Below are 20,917 nucleotides of genomic sequence, written 5' to 3'. Positions count from 1 at the left end.
GCGATGACAGAACATTTTGACGTCATCGTCATCGGTAGCGGTCCCGGCGGGGCATCGGTCGCGCATCGTCTGGCGCCGACCGGGAAGCGCATCTTGCTCATCGAGCGCGGCGGCTATCTGCCGCGCTCGCGGGCCAACTGGGATGCGCGGACGGTTTTCGTGGATGCCGCCTATCAAGCGGACGACATCTGGTATGACAAGGACGGCAGGAGTTTTCGCCCCGGCCTGCACTACTATGTTGGCGGCAATTCGAAGGTTTATGGCGCAGCGCTCTTTCGAATGCGCGAACGCGATTTCGGCGAGCTCCGCCACAAGGACGGCATATCTCCCGCCTGGCCACTGGGATATGAGGCGTTCGAACCCTATTACGCCGAAGCCGAACGGCTCTTTCACGTTCACGGCCAACGCGGTGAAGACCCGACCGAACCGCCGTCGAGCGGCCCGTTTCCCTATCGGCCCGTTTCACACGAGCCGCGCATCCAAGCGCTGCACGACGCTTTAGCCGCCGGCGGATTGCGACCGTTTCATTTGCCGTTTGGCATCCTTCTCGATGAGGAGGATGGCAAGGTCACGCCGACCAGCACGTGCATTCGCTGCGATGCGTTTGACGGATTTCCCTGTCTCTTGAACGGCAAAGCGGACGCGCAGGTCGCATGCGTCGATCCGGCGCTCAAGTGGCACCCCAATCTGATGCTGCTCACCAATGCCTACGTCTCCAGGCTCGGAACGGACGCGACTGGCAGGAAGATCAATGACGTGGCGGTGGCTCGCTACGGCGAGCTAGAGCATTATACGGCCGACATTGTGGTGGTCGCTTGCGGCGCGCTATCTTCGGCGCTGCTTCTGCTGCGCTCCGCGAACGACAAGCACCCCAACGGCCTGGCCAACGGCTCCGGCCAGGTCGGTCGCAACTACATGCGGCACAACCAGTCCGTGCTGATGGCTCTGATGCTTGAGCCGAACGAAACCATTTTCCAAAAGACTCTCGCCGTCTCCGATTTCTACTTCGAGTCAGAGGATGACTGGGGCTACCCGCTCGGCCTGATCCAGATGTGCGCGACATCGCATGGTGCCCAAATCAGGGGCGAAGTACTGCCGCAGTGGCTGGAGTGGATGCCGAAGATGCCGTTCGACGAAATGGCGCGGCATTCGATGGATTTCTGGCTGTCGAGCGAGGATCTTCCGCGCCCGGAGAACCACATTCACTACGATGGCGGGCGAGTGGTGCTGGACGTTGCCGACGGCGACCTGGAAGCCCATCGCCGGCTCCGGCACAAGCTCAAGCAAATCTTGGGCAGGACCGGGGCGCATCCGCTGCTGTTGGAACGCAAGCTCTATCTCAGCCAGGACATCCCGATCGCGGGAACCGCGCACCAGGCCGGCACCGCGCGCTTCGGCACTGATCCTGCGGCGTCGGTCCTCGATGTCGACTGCAAGGCGCATGAGCTCGACAATCTCTACATTGCTGATGCGAGCTTCTTTCCGTCGATCGCCGCAGTGAACCCCACACTGACCATCATCGCCAACGCCCTTCGCGTCGCAGACCTTATCAAGGAGCGGCTCCCATGACCGCTATGTTCTCGAGCGACCTGAACGGGCCAGCGACCAATTTTCCGCACTTCTGGGAGCACACCGTAGGCAGCGGCCATGCTACGCTTGCGCTGCGCGCCGACTGGCGAACTCAGTTGAAGCAAACGCATGACGAGCTGGGCATGCGGCATGTCCGCTTCCACGGTATTTTGTGCGACGGCATGGGGACGCTCGTCGCCGAAGGCGACACCTTCTTCTATTCGTTTTTCAACGCCGACCAGATTTTCGACTTTCTTCTTTCCAATGGCATGAGACCCTTTGTCGAACTGAGCTTTATGCCATCCGCTCTGGCATCGGGCGATCAAACCGTTTTCCATTATCGTGCCAATGTCACGCCACCAAAGGATCACGCGCAATGGGCGGTGCTGATCCGAAAGTTAGTGAGCCACTGGGTGGACCGCTACGGCCTGGACGAGGTGCGGCAGTGGTTCTTCGAGGTCTGGAATGAACCGAACCTCACTGCGTTCGGCAGCGGAAAGCAGAGCGACTACTTCGAGCTGTATCGCTACACCGTCCAAGCGATCAAAGGCGTCGACAAGATGCTCAAGGTCGGCGGGCCTGCGACGGCCGATAATGCCTGGATCGAGGATTTTCTGACTTATTGCCGGACCAGCAATCTTCCAGCCGATTTCGTCAGCACCCATCACTACCCGACCGATGACTTCGGCAAACCGGGCGACGACACCGAGGCACAGCTCGCCGCGAGCAGGCGCAGCGCCTTGCGCGATGAAGCGCGTATCGCACGCAAGCAAGCGGGCGACCTGCCCCTTTACTATACGGAATGGTGCACATCGTCCAACCCGCGCGATCCCATGCACGATGATGCCTATGCCGCGGCATTCATCGTCAAGACGGTTATGGAAGCGAGAGGGCTGGTGCAGGGGTATAGTTACTGGACGTTCTCAGACGTTTTCGAGGAGAACTACTTACCTTCGGTCCCCTTCCAGGGAGGGTTCGGACTGCTCAACATTCACGGGATCGCCAAGCCCGCCTATCGCGCATTCCAACTGCTGCACGAACTGGGCACGCAGTTGCTGCCGGTCGAGGGAAGCCATGAAACCGTCGATGCTTGGCACGTGCGCGGCGACCGTGGCTCCACCGTGGTGCTGACGAACTTTGGACTGCCGCGCCACCCGATTGAAACGGAGCAGGTTCTCTTCGCGCTTGAATCTGCGCCGTCCGCGATGGTCGCCTCGGTTCAGCGCATCGACATCGAACACGCCAACGCAAAGCGCCGCTGGGAACAATTGGGCAAGCCGAAATATTTGGATGCGGCGACCGTCGATGAACTCAAGAGACTGTCAGAGCTCCACGCCGAGCCGGTTGAGATCAAGAGCGACGCCAACACGGCGCGCTTCGAGATTTCGATGCCGCCGCAAGCGGTCGCCGCAGTGACGATTGGTCTTCCACCCAGGCTGGTTGAATGAAGGCCGCCCCGGACCAGACGACGCTCGGCGACGACCTGCTGGCGGCGCTCCAGCGCAAGTCATTCGCCTATTTCCTCTACGAAGCAAATGAGGCGAACGGGCTGGTTGCCGACAGATCGAGAGCAGGCTCCCCCGCCAGCATCGCGGCGGTCGGCCTTGCGCTCACGGCATATGCGGTCGGCGTGGCGCGGGGCTTCATGACACGCGCGCAGGCGTGCGCCAGGACGCTGACCACACTGCGCTTCTTCTGGACGAGCAAGCAAGGAACCGGAGCGGATGCCACCGGACACAAGGGGTTCTATTATCATTTCCTGGACATGGAGACGGGGCGGCGCGTCTGGCGCTGCGAACTGTCCACAATAGACACGGCGCTTCTGATCGCCGGCATCCTAACGGTAGGCGCGTATTTCCGGGAGAACTCCAAGGATGAAAATGAAATCCGCACCCTGTCTGAGGCGCTTTACAAGCGCGTCGACTGGAATTGGGCTCGCAATGGCGGCGCCACCGTGACGCATGGCTGGACACCGGAAAAGGGCTTCATCGGCTACCGGTGGGAAGGGTACGACGAAGCCTTGATCCTCTATGTACTCGGTATCGGCTCGCCGACGCATTCCCTGCCGCCAGAAAGCTACCAGGCGTGGCTGTCGACTTACCGCTGGAAGAACATCTACGGCCACGAGTTGGCCTATGCAGGTCCGCTTTTCATCCATCAGTTGTCCCATGTCTGGCTCGACTTCCGCGGCATTCGCGACAGCTTCATGCGCGATCACAACAGCGATTACTTCGAGAACAGCCGGAAGGCGACTTATGTTCAACGCGAATACGCGTCCCGCAATGCGATGGAATTTGCCGGCTATCACGAGAACAGCTGGGGCGTGACTGCCAGCGACGGGCCAGGATGGCAGACGCGACGGATCGGGGGTATCGAGCGGCGGTTCTACGGCTATCGTGCTCGTGGCGTGCCGTTCGGACCCGACGATGGCACTCTGTCGCCTTGGGCAGTCGCGGCATCACTTCCTTTCGCTCCGGAAATCGTCCTGCCCGCGCTGCGCAATTTTCACGATATAAAGCTCCACCTTAACAATCCCTACGGCTTCAAGGCGAGTTTCAACCCGACGCTTGCGGCAGATAACGGAGATCCGACCGGTTGGGTGGCCCCAGACCATCTTGGGCTGAACCAAGGGCCCATCGTGCTGATGGTGGAGAACCACCGATCCGCTTTTCTTTGGCAGCTGATGCGCGGCTGCAAACATGTGGTTCGGGGCCTGCGCGCAGCCGACTTTCGTGGCGGATGGCTCTAAGGCTGTCTGCCAGCAGGTCGACCATCGGAGAGTTAATGAGACCGTGACTCAGCCGCTGCTCAATGAGCTAGTGCCCGACTTTGTCCACAAGCACCCCAATTCGGGCGGAGGCGCGACCCAGAAAATTGCTTCCGGTGCGCAGCCGTTTGCTTGCGAAGCGCCGAAAGGCCTCGAGACAGGCCTCTTCGAAGGTCTCGCACCATTCATCCGCGCCGTCATAGCCGAAGGTCGGCCTGCTATAGCGACGCTTCTCATGTCGCTCTTGGTGGGTCCGGATCGAAGCAACGGACGGCAGCCCGGCGCAACGAAAGTCCAGCGTTGGACCGACGGTCCGCTGGCCCAAGAAGCAATTCTTCATCTGGCGGGCGCCGATGTGGACTGAAGTCTCGGGGACGCATCGTGGGGACATTCACGATTGAATCACTCAGAGGACCGCAAAGCGTGCGTCATCAGGAGGAAGGCGACAGTCGCCTTGGGCAGCCCGACGCATGTCAGAAAATTCGCGGACTGCACGAAGCATGCATAAAACTGGGCGGCAACTAGTAACCGGCCCGGAAAGCGGCGAGAACATGGACCGATTGGCCGCCATGAAGAATATGCATGGACGTCTTTCCGTTTGAAAATTTTGCTATTACAGCAGGAAAAATTTCATCCTGGGAATTGAATGACGAAAAGGCCCTATGTGAGCGAGTTGCGCGCAGCTGCGGCGGCGCAGAAGCGCGATCACGTGGTCGAAGCGGCTCAGCGCCAGCTGAGGGAGGCAGGCATTGCCGGTTTTTCGCTGGACTCGGTGGCGAAAGCGGCAGGTGTTACGCGGCTCACCGTCTACAATCACTTCGGTTCCCGGAGAGGCTTACTCGAGGCCGCGTTCGACGAGATCGCACAGCGGGGTGGTTTGTCGCGTCTGAGCGTCGCCACCGGTAATCCGGATGGCCGTAAGGGCGTCGAGCAGCTCGTCGACATCTTTTGCGCTTTCTGGGGCAGTGATCCCGCTTTGGCGTCCCTCCACGCCGCAATGGCCATTGACGACGAGTTCGCGCAGGCGTTGCTCGAGAGAAACGAGCGTCGCCGAGGTAATTTGTCCACCTTGGTAGACCGCATCTTGGACGGGGGTACCGCCAAAACGGCGCGCGCCGAAGCGATCGACCTGATGTTCGGCCTAACGAGTTGCGCGATGTACGAGCATCTCATCAAGGGAAGGTCGAGCAGGGCAGTGGCGACGATTATCAAGAGGGCCTGCAACAACGCCATCGACCGGCTATTAGGCGCGGCTTGATCCGAGCCCAACCGGCCCGGTTCTCAACCCGCAGGTACCGGGCCGCAGCACATTGCTCGGTCGGGCTAAGGGCCTGCGGCAGCCTTGCTCGAATATGTCAGCCCTATTAGGGCCGCTATGCAGCGGGGCCGCCGGTGCGTGATTGTTGAAGACGCTGTCCTCGGAGCGGCGCGGCATCAAGAGATCGGCGTGTATAGCGGGGAGTGGGTTCGAGATCAGAAATAGCGGCGCCCTGGAAACAGGCTCGGGATCTGCCGATGTTCGGAGGCGCGTGAGCCCGATGGTAGGCAGGACTCGGGCACGGCAGAGCGAGTTACTTCCGAACAGCTATTGCGACGCTTGGTGCTGTACGAACTCGCACGGTGGCTGATAGCCGGCGCACTGCTGCCGTACGCACGGGCCGTCGAACGTTTCCCGCTGCCCGAGCGTTTTCTCAGAGCCATCTCGAGACACTATCGCTGAACTAGGCAGCGCCTGACGTCCATCCACCGCCCGAGCATCTTTAGACTCAATTTAACATAGTGTATACCTGAATTCGCGGCTGGTCGGATCTCGCTTGAATTGCGGATTTTCATCGTCCTGCTAGCGGCCGATGTCGAGCGCGCCACTCTGCCACGACCGCGGCAGGCTGAGCGCGCGGCGGCGCGACGCCTCACATCGACATCAATGGTTCTTCACCTGGAGATGAGCACCCAGCCAATCGATTGCTTCGGCGACGCGGGAGATCGGCCCGACCTTCGCGACATAAGCGTCAGGCCGAATCAGGACGAAAGATTTCTCCAAGTCCTGGTGCTCGTCGCAGTGCACAGACCGTGCGCAGATCAGTTGGGCAATCTGCTTGGGAACAAGCGCTGCGATGCTCGCACCCAAGCTGCTCACGTCGCTGTACGAAACCAGAAGGAGCTTGAAATGCGCTCCATCCAGCAGCGAATAGAGCGGCCTGGTTCCCTCACCTTCCAATTCGACCTCGGCATCCGGCATCCGGTCCCCGGCCGCCAATCCTTCCAGGAGGCGCCCGCGCCGATAATTGATGCCGATCTGACTTATTGTTTTGCGTGCGACGCTTTGTACCAAGCGGGTGCGAGCGAGCGGCGGTACGATTAAATTGCGGGCATACGGCAACGGCGGCGCTCGAAGCGACACCATTTTGGTGAGGATTTCCGTTTTGCGCAGAACGCCTTGCTCCACAGGATACCGCTCCGACTGGTAGGTATCGAGCAATTCAGGCGCGGCGTCGCCCCGCAGAACGAACGCCAGCTTCCAGGCAAGGTTCAAGGCGTCCTGTATGCCTGTGTTCATGCCCTGCGCGCCGGCCGGGCTGTGGATGTGCGCCGCATCACCGGCAAGGAATATGCGCCCTGGTCGCAGTCTCGTCGCCAGGCGACTGTTCACTTGGAAGAAAGACGACCATCGCAGATTGGACAAGGTCACCTCGACCGCCGTGCGCTGTGCCGCAATCTCCTGGAGCTGCGACAGCGTAGGGCCGGTGGCAGAGGCAGTGGGCTCTTTGGGCGTTTCTGCGATCAGCCGATGCCCGCTGCGCATAGGAAAAATTGCCATCAAACCTTCTGGCGACGTAAAGATATGGAATTGATCGTTTGGCAGCTGCCATCGCACGTCGAGGTCTGCCAGCATGAATTTCTGGCGCAGCGTTTTCCCGGAAAAGCCGAGATCTAGACCATGCCGCGTAACACTATGCGCACCATCGCACCCCACCATATAGGCGTAGCGGCTGGCCACTGGTCCGGCCCCGCTCTGAGAGAGCTGCACATCGACGCCCTCGTCGTCCTGCTTGAACGACAGCAACGCGACGTCTCGTTCGATCTGCACTCCCTTTCGAACAATCGCCTCCGTCAGGAGGCGCTCTGTTTCCGTCTGCTCGAGCAGGAGAACGAAGGGATAGCGGCTTTCCAGACAGCTAAGATCGAGATGAACGAGTTGGCGCGACTGTGCGTAGATATTGCCGGCACGTGCGCGAAGACCGAGTGAGACGAAGGTTTCAGCCAAGCCGAACAGGTCGAGGAGTTCTAAGGTGCGGGCCTGAATACCTATGGCTCGTGAGGTGGTCGAAGGGGCGGCCTTGCTGTCGACCAAGCGGACCGGAACTCCTGCCGTTGCAAGGCCGAGCGCCAAGGCGAGCCCCGTAGGGCCCGCTCCTACGACCAGCACCGTCGATCGTGGGCTCAATAACGCGGGCATTGCGGCCTTTCCTGATTCATGACCCTCCGCACGTCAGGTCACGCCGTGACGGGCGCAGGAGCCGTTTGCGATCCCGCTCATTTCAAAATCACGACCTTCAGCACGATGCGGGGCCATGCGGCTTTTACAGGCGTCAAACTATTACACTATACATATGGTATATCCAAATGCTCGCAAGCGTCTGATCACAACTCCCGCTGCCGTGACATCCCTCGCCGCCTTCGGATGTCAATATATGTTGTTGCCGCTGGGTGCTCTGGTCCTGCGTTGTCTGAGCTCGCCATCGGCTTCCTGTGGGGCTGCGCTCGGCGGCAGATGAAGTCCGCTTTAGGGACGTCGCCGAGACACCCTGACCGGCCGACATGGTGCGCAATCCTACCGGGCCGTTTCTGACGGGAACGGATCCGGAGGGTGGCAGCACGAACTTTGCTCTTGGGCTTCTCGGTCGGTGTGGGAATGCGCATAGTCACGCTATAGCGGGTTTATTTCAATCCCGGCGCCGCTCGTATTTGCACGGTGGCTAATATTGAGCCATGATCCGTTCTGCCGGGAGGAACTCCGGCATGGGCCGGTTGCCGGCCCCCAAGCCAAGCACACCCCCGGCAACCGGGCCGCCCGTCTATTAGCAACAGCTTGACGTAGCCACCCGCTGCGCGGAATCATCGTATGGCCAAGGGCAGCATCAAGGTTGGCGAGGAGGTCGCCATCACCGCGACGATGCGCAGGCGAGTGACTGAGGATCGGGTGAACGCCTTAATCCGATCAAGCAACCAGACACATTCCATCGTGGATCGAATATCGAAGTTGCCGAGGAAAGCCGATCTAGGTCTAGTTCCGCCGCGTCGATGACGACACGGTGACCTCTCGCCTGATGCGGTGCGGCTGGAGCGAAGTATGTGCGGCCGAAGCGTAAGACGCCGCTGGGCCAACGAGCCGACGTGAGCATTTGGAGCAAAAGGATTGCAGGTTCGCAGTAGGCGCCTGGCCTGGGACTGCGGTATGGCTGAATTTTTTTATCCGAACGTTTCGTCCGTTAGCAACGAGGCATATATTATCAGCCAGCCGGCGGCCCGTCCCCCGCCCCCGCCGGTTAGGCCCGGCACGTTCCTGGTCCCCACCAAAGATGCCGGGCCGCTTTGCTGCCCACGCCGATGAAGCCGCGTCCGGCTCTCCGCTATGCGCGTCGAAAACGGAATTACGCCGCGCTCAAAATTGGGAACGGAAATGGGCCAAGTTTGGAACTTTTCATGACGCAGGCCCCAAAAGCCCGTTGCCCGATAAAGCCGACTCGAACTGGCCAAAACAAGCACGTTCCTTGCCCGCCTGGAGTTCTCGCGATTTGAAACAAAGGTACCGTTCGTCGCTCCTTCGGAAGACGCCGCCAGTCAGGCCGGCGACTAGCCCCCTCAGTCGCCGTGCCGTAGTATTTCTTCCGGGGTGGCTGACGCCTGCTTGCTAACGATCCAATCCATAGGGCAGCTTCGACGCGCTCGCACCCGGTGAACTCGTGGACATCCGAGCGAGAGCGCGGGGACACTTTGGCGCCCTCGTCCCAGACCAATCTGAGACGTTGCATCCGCACCTACATCGAGAGGCTTGTGGGGTTTGCCCGAACTTTGTTGGGGAACACATCCGGGACGCCGAAGTTCCCGATGCAATGCAGATGCAAAATGGAATGCCCAAACCTGGGACCAAACGCGAGGCGCTGACATGCCGTGTACCAGTGATGATGCCAACCTTGGGCCCGCTACTCGCAGGTATCATCATCATCGTCGCGAGCTTGCCCTTCGGCATTTGGGCCGCAGGAGGACATCGTTTCATGAAAACGCCTGTGGGCGACTACGTGATCGCATGGGCATTGCCCAAGCCAGGCGAGGTGGAAGCCACGCAGTGATGATCCAGGCCCGGCGCGACGAGTCTCGAGCGATCTGCATAAGCAAGCGGAGGCAGACCGCGCCGGCCGCTTTCCCCGAGGGTGTTAGCGCATGCGGCGACTACAGCAGAAGTGGGGTCATTCAGCTCATTGCCCGAGACGCTTCAGCAATGCCAAGCCACCGCGTTGGACTTCTCGGCAGCATTCCCGCTGTGTCAACAACGGCTTGCCGTCTCCGGTTCTTCGTTGATGCAAGCCACCAGAGGGATGTTCCGCGAACCCACAGCCCGGTCTCGGGCCTGAGAAAGCCACAGCTGTCTGTACTCCTGGGAGATACCTTTCATTACAGAGCGCGCGGCGCCGGTGATTTCGTAAGCCCCGCAAAGGCCGCACTGGAATTCGCACAATTGCGGAAGGAGATCGGCTTCGAGTGCCGTTCCCGCGCAGACCGGGCAAATAGACGAGTAATATCTTCTGCTTCCGAGCACCGTATCCATGGTCAAGCTGCCCATCTGTTCACTACATGCGGACCGGCCCAGCGGCCAGGGAACAGCCGCTGGGCCTGATAGGAGCGCGCTCCTCCCAAAACGCGAAGCGCTGAGCTACCGAAGACTTAGCCCGCGCTGCCACTCCTTGCGGCCGCCGATGGCCCTCGAGGCACATCGAAACTTACTCGCACCCCATCTACTGAGCATGTCGGGAAACTATTCCATCCTGAAAGCCTGTTCGGGAATGTGCCGCGGCGGGCACTTACCTTGCTCGCGTTTGAAAGTGAGCTGAAGCGGCTTGATCGGGCAGCTTGAACATGCCGATGCGCAAGTCAGGCTCCCGTCAATCCACAGCGGCCGGCCACGGATAGTCGGGCAGTTCGAGCGAATCGGCAATTTCCCTGCTGACCGCCAGACGCGCCAGGCCGGGGATTGCAAATATTCTTATCACCAGATTCCTGAACCACAGGCCCACCTGCGTCTTGGGAGCAAGGGCTGTAGCAAACCGCTCGGCGCCCTGCTGTTTTCTCCCGATATAGTCGCGCAGGTATGCTTCGTATTTGGGGAAGGCTTCCTCATGACGTCCCTCAGCCCTCAACAGCTCGCCCGCCAGCACGTAGGCGGAAATCATGGCCAGGGCAGACCCTTGTCCCGCCAAAAGAGACACGCAAAACGCGGCGTCGCCGGTCAGGGCAATGCGGCCGTTCGTCCACCTGTTCATCCTGATCTGGCTGACGCTGTCGAAGTAGAGTTCGGTGGTTTTATCCAGCTCCTCCAGAATGCGAGGGCATTCCCACTTTGCATCGCGATAACGTTGTCGAAGCATGGCCTTTTGTGCGTGAAGCCCAACGGGAGTGGGGTCATCCTGCGAGGTAAAGACGAACAGAAACAGGCTGCGGTTGTCGCGAAGCGTAAAGCGTCCGACCAATTGCCCGGGTCGGCCGTACATCACATACGCGTCCTCCTCGCGGGGACGATAATCGTGCGTCTCGAAGGCGGCGACCGCATAGCCGAGTTTCTTCTCGAACTCGTGTTCGGAGCCGAAGGCAAGCCGACGAACGGCCGAATGCAATCCGTCGGCGCCGATCACCAGATCGAACTGGCGCTCGCCGCCCCGTTCGAGCCGAGCGCCCACACCATTTGCCAGTTCCTGAAGCGCGAGGATCTCCTCGTCAAAAATAACTTCGGTCGTGCGGCTGATCTTTTCGAACAGCAATCGCGACAGGTCACTGCGCCCGAGGGTCACATAACGGCCATCAGTCACCTCGCTGAAGACTCTGGTGCCAAAACCCGTAATCCGGCTGCCGTGATCATTGACGATGCGCACCTCGCGCACATGGTAGCCAACGCGCTCTATATCCGCGCCAAGCCCCATGCGTTCGGCGATGCTGTATCCGAGGCCCCAGAAATCGATAACATATCCGCCGGTGCGCAGAGTTGGCGCTCGTTCAATCAAGGTTGGCTGGAATCCGGCTGCATTGAGCCAAAAGGCCAGCGCTGGCCCAGCAATTCCGCCACCGGAGATCAGTACGGTACGGGTGGTCATGATCGGAAGCTAGAGGCTGTTGCATCCTGGACAAGAGGATCAATCCACCTCAGCGGTTTCGCTCGGTGACCGACCAGGCAGGAGCACTACCGAGTCCGGACCAGTTTCGAGCCAGAACAAAGCACAGTGAGAGCTGTGTCCTTGCTTGAGCCGACCGGATTGTAGCTTATCCCTCGATGTGGACGGCGAGATCGCCGCTGACCCGCAGGACCTTCGCCGTAACTGCATCGGCGGTCCTCGTGAATTGCAGATCGACGCTCTCTCCACCGACGCGCAAGCCATGCAGCTCGATGCGGCTCACAAAAGTGGGAAGGCGCGGTCGTATGATCCGCAAAGTACGGGACAATGCCTCCGGCTGCAGCCCAAGGCAGGTGGTCAGGAGAAATGGTACGGCTCCCGCCGCCCAGGCCTGCGGATGGCAGGCGACGGGATAGTGAACCGGTACCTGAAAATCCTCCCGTCCAAACCCTGCAATTGCTTCGGGAAGCCTTTGATGCCGAAAATGCATCGCCGCCTCTGCAATGGCGGTGAAGACCCGCAACGACGCCGTGTCCTCGCCATACTGCCGGCATCCGGCCGCCAGTAAGGCATTGTCGTGCGGCCAGACGGTTCCGAGGTGATAACCAACTGGATTGTAGCGCCGCTCTCTGGTCGACAGGGTACGCACGCCCCAGCCCCCGAACATATCGTCCTCCATCAGTCGTGCGACCGATCTTTGGGCCTTGTCCGGGTCTGCGATGCCGGTCCACAGCGCATGTCCGGGATTCGAGGACACCACCGCAACTTGATGCCCTCCTTTTTCGAGCGCGAGCACGAACAAACCAAGATCCTCGTTCCAGAAGTCGTGATTGAAGCTGGTCCGCAACAAGTCGGCTTCGCTTCGAAGCTGCCTGGCGCGATCGATCTCTCCCTCGCGCTCGCAGAGGTCGGCCATCGCGCGTTTAGCGGCAAAAACGTAGCCCTGCACCTCCACCAAGGCTATCGGCGGCTGCGCGATACTGCCGTTCGCGCGCACGATAGCATCCCCGGAATCTTTCCAGCCCTGGTTGACCAGACCCTTTCGCGAAGCGCTCCGATACGCCACGTAGCCGTTGCTGTCCGACGCATCGGCAATCCACGCCAATGCGCGATCCACGGGATCTCGTAGCTCCCGGAACAGTTCAAGGTCTGCTGTCCATGCCACATATCGGCCCAACAGCAGAAGGAACAGCGGGGTCGCATCCACGCTGCCGTAGAAGCGGGCATGGGGAATGTCACCCGCTCTGGCCAATTCCCCGACGCGCAGCTCATGAAGAATTTTGCCTGGTTGTTCGTCACGCCAACGGTCCACGCGCTGCCCTTGGTAGCTAGCAAGGAGGCGCAGAGTCTGGGCGGCGATGTGCGGCTGAAAGGCGAGCATTTCGAGAGCCACGATCAGGCTGTCGCGGCCAAACAAAGCCACGAACCAAGGCACTCCGGCGGCAAAATACTCGTCACGCCCCAGCCGCGACCGCAAAATTCCCAGGTCGCGCAGCGAGCGATCAACGATGTTGTTCAAAAGCAAGCTGTCGCTGATGAAGTTTGTATGTTGCTCCAGGCGCTGCTTGGACCCATTTCGCGGGTTTGCAAGGCCCATCTGCCTTGCTCCATTCGGCTGCTCCTCGGGATCATTGTGTCCGGGCTTCTCGCAGGTTTCGGTCAGCTCGATTCCAACCGAAATGGTCCGGGTGTCCCCTGGGGAGATCCTGATCCTGAACTCGGCGGTGGTGTCATGGCTGGCGTGAGGTGGCGGGGAGAAGGCGATTGCCGTCGTTCTCCGAAAGCCGTCGGCGCCATGATATACGAACTGGAGTTTGCCGCCGCTCCAGCGCGGCGGCTCGGGTTTGCCGCGCGTCTCGCGCACCAACCCGCGCACGTTGAATATGTCTTCGAAACCCGCGCGGAAGCCCAGGGTAAAAGAGAAGTGGTGCGCCTTATGGCCAAAGTTCCGGAATGAGATGGTCTCGCGCACGCGCGTTTGATCGGCATCCAGAACCCGTTCCCAGCGGAGGCCCAACTCTTCCTTGGGGATCAAAGTCCCCTGCCCCACGTGCAAGTCCGGATTGGTGAGTTGAAGAAGCGCGATGTGGCCCTCCTCTGCAGTCGAGGCCAACACGATGGGGGCCACTCCAGCAAGCAACATTTCATAGCCGCCGAGGAACCGACAATCATGGAAATAGAGCCCGAACCCGTGCTCATCACTCAGTGGTATCTGCGCATCCGGGGCGACGACGTAATAGAGGTTGATGTCCTTAGTGGTGATGGCGTCGGCGATGCTGCGTACGATGGCCGGATGGCCTTGCGTGAGCACACGCCGTTCCCGCTCCCGTTTCGCCTTAGGGGCCTGTTGCGCCTTTTCCTGTTCGCGTGACGATTGCGGGACCTGCGGGAGGGTGGCCCTGCCTGGCTTCTTTTTTTCGGCTGGTCTCTGCCGTGTCTTCGTCATCGATGTTCCTCGGCAATCGCGCTGCCGGCGCGCGCTCGTGACTTCTGCCGGGCATCGCTGGGTTCACGATCGAAGCAAATCATCGCCGTTGGCGGATGCCCGAAGTACCGATTGAAGGCCGAGTTGGTCGACGCGGCGAATAAAGCGGACCGCTTGAACGCTGGACCCAACATGCCTGATCAAAGTCCCAGATAGGCGCGGCGAACTTCGGGATCGTCGATCAGGTCCTTGGCCGCGCCCCGGTGCACGATCTCGCCGGTCTCCATGACATAGCCGCGATCGGCGCCCGACAGCGCCAGATGCACATCCTGCTCGACCAGAAGGATCGTCACACCCTCGTTGCGAATGGTTGCCAGCACCGACATCAACTGTTCGACCACGACTGGCGCCAGGCCAAGGCTCATCTCGTCGATCATCAGTAGGACGGGTGCCGCCATCAGTCCGCGCGCCATGGCGCACATCTGCTGCTCGCCGCCCGACATCGATCCGGCAAGCTGCTTCTTGCGTTCGCCAAGGCGAGGAAAGAGGCCGTACATACGCGCGAGATCGCGTTCCACGACCGCCCTGTCGATACGCCGATAGGCGCCCATCAACAGATTGTCCTCGACGGTCATGCGGTCGAACAGCTGGCGGCCTTCCGGCACCTGCACCAGCCCTGACGCAAACGCTTCGTCCGAAGTCATCGGCACCAGATCCCGGCCGGAGAATTCGATCGTTCCGGTGGCGGCGATCACTCGCGACAAGGCGCGGAGTAATGTCGTCTTGCCGGCACCATTGCCGCCGACCAGGGCGACGATCTCGGCCTTGTGCACTTCAAGCGAAACGTTGCGCAGCACCGGCATGCCGCCATAACCGGCCCCAAGGTCGGTAACTTTCAAGAGCGGCCCATGCCCGTTGTGCGTCACGGCATTCATGCGCGCCTCTTGCCAAGATAGGCCTCTACCACCGTTTTGTCGGAGAGCACCGCATCCGGCGCGCCGTCGGCGATCTTTTCGCCATGGTGCAGCACCAACAGCCGGTCAGAGAGGCTCTTGATCGCCTTGATGACGTGTTCGATCACCAGAATGGAGATGCCTTGATCTCGCACCTTGCGGATGACGTCGATCACCTCCTCGATCTCGACATGGTTCAATCCCGCCATCACTTCGTCGCATAACAGAAGCTTCGGCTCCATGGCGAGCGCCTTGGCGAGTTCCAGCCTTTTGCGTCCTGGACCGCCAAGCTCGTCAGCGCGTTGATCGGCCGATTTGCCAAGTCCGACGAAATCGAGGTAGCCACGGGCCTTTTCGCGTGCACGGTCGAGATCGGCTTCGCCGCCGCCATGGCCGAACAGCGCGCCAACAGCTACATTGTCCAGCACCGACAGGCCGGGGAAGGGGCGCATGATCTGGAAGGTTCGGCCAATGCCAAGGCGCGCGCGTCGATAGGCAGGCAGTCCTGTGATCGATTGCCCGGCGAAAACAACGTCGCCGGAGCTTGGCGCCAGCGTGCCGCTGATCAAGCTGACCAGTGTTGTCTTGCCGGCGCCGTTGGGGCCGATAACGCCGAGGATTTCGCCCTCATCGAGCGTGAAGGAGACATCGTTGACGGCGATCAGCCCCGCGAAACGCCGTGTAATGTGGCTGATTTCCAGAATCGGGCTCATATGCGGTGGACCCGGATGTTTTCAACGAAATAGCCCCATCCCGATTTGCGGAAACGACGCACCACATCTGCCAGCCCACGCGGCATCAGCACCACGGCGACCACAACGACGATACCGAAGAACAGGCCGGCGACGCTGGTGACCTCGCTCGAAAGGAACTCCGAGACCGCAGAAAGGGTGAATGCGCCGACGATGGGCCCGAGGACGGTGCCTGGCCCGCCGAAGACCGCCATGATGATCATCTTCACGTTGAGACTGATATCGAAGGCGCTTTCAGGATCGAGGAAGGTGATCCAATAGGCGTGAATGCCCCCGGCGAGAGCGCTGAAGATGCCGGAGAGGGCGAAGGCCAGCACCTTGTAGAGCGTCGTGTTGACGCCCATCACGGCGGCACCCTCCTCGTTCTCACGGATGGCGATCAGCCCGAAGCCGAAGCGGCTTCGCGTCAGCCAGAAAACCGTCAGGGTCGCCAGCACCAGCAGCCCGAGAGCCAGCTCATAGAATAGCAGGTCGTTGTTGAGCGGCGGCAGCACGAGGCCGATGTTCTGGCCGGCCAGTTCGATATTGGATACAATGGCGATCATGACTTGCGCCAGCGCCAGGGTCGCAATCGCGAAATAATGCCCCTTCAACCTCAGCACCGGAAGGCCGAGCAGAAAGGCAAAGGCGACCGCCAAGGCGACGCCGAATACCAGCCCGGCCGCGAAAGGCAACTGCCACTGCACCATGGCGATGGCGACGCCGTAGCTGCCGAGTCCGTAAAAGACCGAATTGCCGAACGAGGCATAACCGGCATAGCCGCCGATGATGTTCCAGCCTTGCGCCAGAACGCCCAGCAGCAGCGCGTTGATACCGAACTGGACCAGAACGTCGGAGCCGAACCACGGCGCGGCGGCGAGCGCCGCGACCACGACTAACGCGATGGTTATGCGGAGAGCGCTCATGCGGTTTTGCCCAGCAGGCCGCTCGGCCGCGCTATCAGCACGGCAACCAGTACGCCGAAACTTGCCACGTCGGCGAAAGTCGCGCCGATGTAGAGCACCGCCAGTGACTCGATGGTGCCAAGGAACAGCCCTCCGACCAGGACGCCCAATGGGTTGTCCAGTCCGCCGATGATTGCGATGGCGAAGGATTTGGCCGTCAATGCCGCGCCGATATACGGATTGATCTGCGAAACCGTGCCATAAAGCCCGCCGGCAGCACCGGCAAGTCCGATGCCAATGCCGAAGGTCACAGCATAGAGATGACGCGGTTCGACGCCGTAAAGCCTTGCTGCGACGAGGTTCTGCGCGGTAGCGCGTATAGCGCGGCCAAGCTTGGAACGCAGTAGGAAGGCCCACATGGCAAACGTCAGCACGATCGCGACGCCGAACGCCATCAGCCGGGCCTGCGGCAGCACGACCGGACCGAGCGCGATGCTGTTGCCGGCATAGGCCGGGTTGATGGTGCGGAAATCGGCAGAGAAGGCAAGCTGCGCCAGATAGGTCAGCACCACCTCCAGCCCGAAGGTGATGAGCAGCGTGTTGAACATCGGCCCGCGCGTCACCAGGTTGAGCAGCCCCCGCTGCACCGCGTAGCCGAGCGCGAACATGATTATGGCCGTGATCGGCAGGCCCAGGAATGGGTCTATGCCGAGATAGGTGTAGAGATGCCAGGACAAATAGGCCCCAAGCATGATGAAGGCGCCGTGCGCCAGATTAACGATATTGAGCACGCCCCAGACAAGGGCGAGCCCGAGCGCCATGATGGCGTAGAGTCCGCCAAGCAGGATGCCGTTGATCAGGATTTGCGCAAGCAGATCCACGCCGGTCTCCCTAGCTTGCCTCTATAGCCTCAGCGTTTGTCCCAAGCCGGCATCGGGTATTTCGGCTTCTCTACGAAACCCTTGGCGCCATAGATCGCCTTGAGGTCCGTGCCCTGCACCTGGATAACGGTCTGGGGCAAGTCGATCTGGCCGTTATCGGCGAAGGCGATCTTGCCGTAGAGACTGTCGAGGTTGAGTTTGGCCAGCGCATCACGGACCTTGGCGGGATCGATGCCGCCGGCATCCTCGATCGCCTGCGCCAATGCCTCGACGTCGGCCGCACCCGAGGCGGCATGGTAATCGGGATCATAGTGATATTTCGCCTTGTAGGCCTTGGCGAAGGCGGCAGCATCGCCGAACCATTTGTCCTTCAGCTCCGCCGAAGGCAGCCAGGCAGTCATGCCGAAGGCATAGTCGGCGTCCGCACCGAGCGCCTTGCGGAAATCCTCGCTTGGCACGCCGACGGTGAAGGAATAGAGCTTCGGCGCGACGGCCAGGCTTTTTGCCTGGCGCACGAAATTGAGGATTTCGGTTTCGTGGCCGGCGACCAGAACCACCTCCGCGCCATTGCTCTTGATCTGCGACAGCAGCGAGTTGAAGTCACTTGCATTGGAACTGTATTTCTCGTCCATAACGATCGTCAGCCCAGCCTCCTTCAGCAAGGGCCGCGTGCCATCCGCGACCGAGACGTCGAAGGCATCGTCTGCATAGAGCAAAGCGACGGACTTGGGTGCGGGATCGAGCTCCTTAAGCATCTTGACCGTCGATCCGAAATAGTTGCTGGCCGGCGCCAGGGTGCCGAATATGTATTTGAACTTGCGCGAGAAGATCTGGTCCGACGCGCCGCCGCCTTGCACCATGGGAACCTGATATTTCTCCGATACGGCGGAATCGGCCAGCGCGAAATTCGACGCGAACGGCCCGAGCAGCAGCGCGACCTTATCCTGCGAGACCAACTGCGTGTACTGCCGCACGCTCAAATTCACATCGGATTGATTGTCGTAGATTTTCAGCGCCAGCTTGTGCTTCTCGCCGCCCACCGCGACGCCGCCGGCGGCGTTGATCTTGTCGATCGCGAACTCGTAGGCGTCCTTGTAATAGCGGCCTGTATTGGCTGAGGCGCCGGTCAGCTGCACCGATGCGCCAAGCACGATATCGTCCGCGCATGCCGCGCCCGATGAAAATCCGAAGGCCGCGCCGGCCAGCAAGGCGCCGGCCAGATGAAGCATTTTGTTTGACATGATGTTTCCTCCCTAAGCGTCTTTGCCGCGCCACCGGCTATCAGCGGCAGGCTGTCCAATGGAACGGGTCTCCTCAACCAAATCTGTTCGGTCACTGGCTAATCCTTGAAAGCTGGAGTTTGGAGGCTCCAGGGCAAGAGGGGTGCTGCGACATTCGTGCAAGGCAGCGCCCTGGCGGACAGCTCACCGGTACCACATCGTCGGCAACCAAAGCGTCAGTTGCGGGATCACCGAAACCAGCACCAGAACGATCAGCAGCGGGATGAGAAGCGGCAGCACCGCCATGACCGTGCGGTCGAATGACAGCTTGCCGACGCGCGACAGAACGAACAGCACCATGCCGACAGGCGGAGTCAGCAGACCGATCATGAGGTTGAGTACCATGACCACCCCGAACTGGACCGGGTCGATACCGACCTGATTGACCACCGGCATCAGGATCGGCACCAGGATCGAGATCGCGGCGATGGTCTCCATGAAGCAGCCGACGACCAGCAGGATGACGTTGATGATCAGCAGCAGCAGCAGCGGGTTGTCGGTGATCGAGAGCAACCCGGCGGCTACATGTTCCGTCACCCGTGTGGTGGTCAGCACCCAGCCGAACAGGGAGGCGCCGCCGACGATGATGAGCACGCTGGCGGTGGTCTCAATGGTCTCCAGCGTGATGCGGTAGAACTGTCGGAAGGTGAGCGAGCGGTAAAGGAAAATTCCGAGGAACAGCGCCCAGGCACAAGCAGCGACGGCCGCTTCGGTCGGTGTGAAGGCGCCCGTGGTCATGCCACCGATGATGATGACGGGGGTCAGCAATGCGGGAATAGCGCGGATGAAATCACGCCCAAGCGCGCGCCAGCGGAACGACTGGTCGCGACCCAGGCCGTTGCGTCGCGCATACCAACTTACGTAGAGCATCAGTGCGGCTGCTACCACGAGGCCGGGTATGATCCCTGCGGTGAAAAGCTGACCGATCGAAACGTTGGCCATGACGCCGAACACCACCATTGGCAGCGAAGGCGGGATAATCGGTCCGATGGTGGAGGATGCGGCCGTGATGCCGACCGAGAATTCATGGTCGTAGCCGTGGTCGCGCATCGCCTTGATTTCGATGTTGCCGAGCCCTCCGGCGTCGGCCACGGCAGTTCCCGACATGCCGGCAAAGATGATCGAGGCGACGACGTTGACATGCCCGAGCCCGCCGCGCAGCCAGCCCACGGCGGAGGCGGCGAAATCGAAGATGCGGTTCGTGATACCAGCCGTGTTCATGAGATTGCCGGCCAGGATGAAGAATGGCACCGCCAGCAGCGGAAAGGAATCGACGCCGCCGGCCATGCGATGCAGCACCACGAAGTCGGGGATGTTGGACAAGAACACGGTGTAGACAAGAGAGGCGCCGCCCAGGGCAAGGAAGATCGGCGCACCGATCAGCAGCAGGGCGAAAAACGCTAGGAACAGGAGCCACATTTTGTCCGGCCTCAATCGATGATCAGTTCTGTGCGGCTCGGATCAGGACGCCAGCCGCGCCTGGCGCCGGCGAGGAAGCGCCCCGCCGCGCGCCACAGCATCAGGAAACAACCGATGGCGATGCCGCCATAGACGATGCTCATCGGCCATGGAAACACGGTCATGGTCTGGATTTGCATGAGCCGTGTGATCGCGATGGAGAACCAGCACAACAGTCCCACGAAGCCGATCACCAGCACGTCGATGATGAAGTTCAAAACGCGTACGGCCGGTGCGGGGAGAAACATATGCGCCACCTCGACGCTGATGTGGGTGCCGCGCCGCATGGCGATCGCGGCGCCGACAAAGGTGATGATCATCAGGAGATAGCGGGCGATCTCCTCGGTCCAGGCCAGCGAATTGTTGAGCACATAGCGCGTGAAGAACTGTAGGAAGACGATGATCGCCATGCCCCAGAAGATGGCGAAGGCAAGCCAGTCCTCGACATGATGCTCGATTGGAGCATCGGGCTCCTCTTCGGAGACGCGAATGCGCGCCGCGTCGCCCTGGCTGTCTTGCGTCATAGCGGTTTCCCTATTCCTAGCCCGCAGTTGCGGATAGCAGAC

At 60.7% G+C, this 20,917-nt stretch carries 14 protein-coding genes; 4 read left to right on the top strand and 10 right to left on the bottom strand.

The window, feature by feature from the left end; genetic code table 11:
- Positions 1 to 3: 3 nt before the first annotated feature.
- The 4 genes from FJ941_RS26115 (at position 4) to FJ941_RS26095 (ending at position 5,594) form a co-directional block, all read left to right on the top strand.
- A complete protein-coding gene (locus tag FJ941_RS26115) occupies positions 4 to 1,569 on the top strand; it encodes a GMC family oxidoreductase (RefSeq protein ID WP_140510170.1) in 1,566 nt (521 codons plus the stop codon).
- A complete protein-coding gene (locus FJ941_RS26110; RefSeq protein ID WP_140510168.1) occupies positions 1,566 to 3,017 on the top strand; it encodes a glycosyl hydrolase in 1,452 nt (483 codons plus the stop codon). The genes FJ941_RS26115 and FJ941_RS26110 overlap by 4 nt, the downstream gene beginning before the upstream one ends.
- Positions 3,014 to 4,318 carry a glucoamylase family protein gene (locus FJ941_RS26105; RefSeq protein ID WP_140510167.1) on the top strand — a complete coding sequence of 435 codons (1,305 nt, stop codon included), beginning with the start codon at positions 3,014 to 3,016 and terminating at the stop codon, positions 4,316 to 4,318. The genes FJ941_RS26110 and FJ941_RS26105 overlap by 4 nt, the downstream gene beginning before the upstream one ends.
- A 664-nt stretch (positions 4,319 to 4,982) precedes the next feature.
- Positions 4,983 to 5,594, top strand: coding sequence for a TetR/AcrR family transcriptional regulator (locus tag FJ941_RS26095; RefSeq protein ID WP_140510163.1), 612 nt, complete (start codon positions 4,983 to 4,985; stop codon positions 5,592 to 5,594).
- A 663-nt stretch (positions 5,595 to 6,257) separates the two neighbouring features.
- Here the strand turns inward: FJ941_RS26095 and FJ941_RS26090 are convergent.
- The 10 genes from FJ941_RS26090 to FJ941_RS26040 form a co-directional block, all read right to left on the bottom strand.
- Complete coding sequence (locus FJ941_RS26090) at positions 6,258 to 7,793, bottom strand: FAD-dependent monooxygenase (protein ID WP_140510161.1); 1,536 nt, start codon at positions 7,791 to 7,793, stop codon at positions 6,258 to 6,260.
- A 2,704-nt stretch (positions 7,794 to 10,497) separates the two neighbouring features.
- A complete protein-coding gene (locus tag FJ941_RS26080) occupies positions 10,498 to 11,700 on the bottom strand; it encodes an FAD-binding domain (protein WP_140510157.1) in 1,203 nt (400 codons plus the stop codon).
- Between the two features lie 166 nt (positions 11,701 to 11,866).
- Positions 11,867 to 14,164, bottom strand: coding sequence for a glycogen debranching N-terminal domain-containing protein (locus FJ941_RS26075; protein WP_140510156.1), 2,298 nt, complete (start codon positions 14,162 to 14,164; stop codon positions 11,867 to 11,869).
- Between the two features lie 179 nt (positions 14,165 to 14,343).
- Positions 14,344 to 15,069, bottom strand: coding sequence for an ABC transporter ATP-binding protein (locus FJ941_RS26070; RefSeq protein WP_181169996.1), 726 nt, complete (start codon positions 15,067 to 15,069; stop codon positions 14,344 to 14,346).
- Between the two features lie 5 nt (positions 15,070 to 15,074).
- Positions 15,075 to 15,809: an ABC transporter ATP-binding protein gene (locus tag FJ941_RS26065; protein ID WP_140510153.1), complete on the bottom strand. Its 735-nt coding sequence runs from the start codon at positions 15,807 to 15,809 to the stop codon at positions 15,075 to 15,077.
- Positions 15,806 to 16,753, bottom strand: coding sequence for a branched-chain amino acid ABC transporter permease (locus tag FJ941_RS26060; protein WP_140510151.1), 948 nt, complete (start codon positions 16,751 to 16,753; stop codon positions 15,806 to 15,808). The genes FJ941_RS26065 and FJ941_RS26060 overlap by 4 nt, the downstream gene beginning before the upstream one ends.
- On the bottom strand, positions 16,750 to 17,613 hold the full coding sequence (locus FJ941_RS26055; protein WP_140510149.1) for a branched-chain amino acid ABC transporter permease: 864 nt from the start codon (positions 17,611 to 17,613) through the stop codon (positions 16,750 to 16,752). Before FJ941_RS26055 ends, FJ941_RS26060 begins: the two co-directional genes overlap by 4 nt.
- Before the next feature lie 29 nt (positions 17,614 to 17,642).
- Positions 17,643 to 18,854 carry an amino acid ABC transporter substrate-binding protein gene (locus FJ941_RS26050; RefSeq protein WP_140510147.1) on the bottom strand — a complete coding sequence of 404 codons (1,212 nt, stop codon included), beginning with the start codon at positions 18,852 to 18,854 and terminating at the stop codon, positions 17,643 to 17,645.
- A gap of 183 nt (positions 18,855 to 19,037) precedes the next feature.
- Positions 19,038 to 20,312 (bottom strand): TRAP transporter large permease, encoded by a 1,275-nt coding sequence (locus FJ941_RS26045; protein WP_140510145.1) that lies wholly within the window; start codon positions 20,310 to 20,312, stop codon positions 19,038 to 19,040.
- 11 nt (positions 20,313 to 20,323) lie between these two features.
- On the bottom strand, positions 20,324 to 20,875 hold the full coding sequence (locus FJ941_RS26040; protein ID WP_140510143.1) for a TRAP transporter small permease: 552 nt from the start codon (positions 20,873 to 20,875) through the stop codon (positions 20,324 to 20,326).
- Positions 20,876 to 20,917 lie beyond the last annotated feature (42 nt).

The organism is Mesorhizobium sp. B2-3-13 (genome assembly GCF_006442195.1).
In the GTDB taxonomy this organism is placed as follows: Bacteria; Pseudomonadota; Alphaproteobacteria; order Rhizobiales; family Rhizobiaceae; genus Mesorhizobium; species Mesorhizobium salmacidum.
The sequence above is the reverse complement of the archived record's forward strand: the minus strand, read 5'-3'. Positions and strand labels throughout refer to the sequence as shown.

Bases quoted from the DNA above. Each gene is read 5' to 3' on its own strand.
- FJ941_RS26115 (WP_140510170.1), top strand. From the start codon at position 4: ATGACAGAACATTTTGACGTCATCGTCATCGGTAGCGGTCCCGGCGGG.
- FJ941_RS26110 (WP_140510168.1), top strand. From the start codon at position 1,566: ATGACCGCTATGTTCTCGAGCGACCTGAACGGGCCAGCGACCAATTTT.
- FJ941_RS26105 (WP_140510167.1), top strand. From the start codon at position 3,014: ATGAAGGCCGCCCCGGACCAGACGACGCTCGGCGACGACCTGCTGGCG.
- FJ941_RS26095 (WP_140510163.1), top strand. From the start codon at position 4,983: ATGACGAAAAGGCCCTATGTGAGCGAGTTGCGCGCAGCTGCGGCGGCG.
- FJ941_RS26090 (WP_140510161.1), bottom strand. From the start codon at position 7,793: ATGCCCGCGTTATTGAGCCCACGATCGACGGTGCTGGTCGTAGGAGCG.
- FJ941_RS26080 (WP_140510157.1), bottom strand. From the start codon at position 11,700: ATGACCACCCGTACCGTACTGATCTCCGGTGGCGGAATTGCTGGGCCA.
- FJ941_RS26075 (WP_140510156.1), bottom strand. From the start codon at position 14,164: ATGACGAAGACACGGCAGAGACCAGCCGAAAAAAAGAAGCCAGGCAGG.
- FJ941_RS26065 (WP_140510153.1), bottom strand. From the start codon at position 15,809: ATGAGCCCGATTCTGGAAATCAGCCACATTACACGGCGTTTCGCGGGG.
- FJ941_RS26060 (WP_140510151.1), bottom strand. From the start codon at position 16,753: ATGAGCGCTCTCCGCATAACCATCGCGTTAGTCGTGGTCGCGGCGCTC.
- FJ941_RS26050 (WP_140510147.1), bottom strand. From the start codon at position 18,854: ATGTCAAACAAAATGCTTCATCTGGCCGGCGCCTTGCTGGCCGGCGCG.
- FJ941_RS26045 (WP_140510145.1), bottom strand. From the start codon at position 20,312: ATGTGGCTCCTGTTCCTAGCGTTTTTCGCCCTGCTGCTGATCGGTGCG.
- FJ941_RS26040 (WP_140510143.1), bottom strand. From the start codon at position 20,875: ATGACGCAAGACAGCCAGGGCGACGCGGCGCGCATTCGCGTCTCCGAA.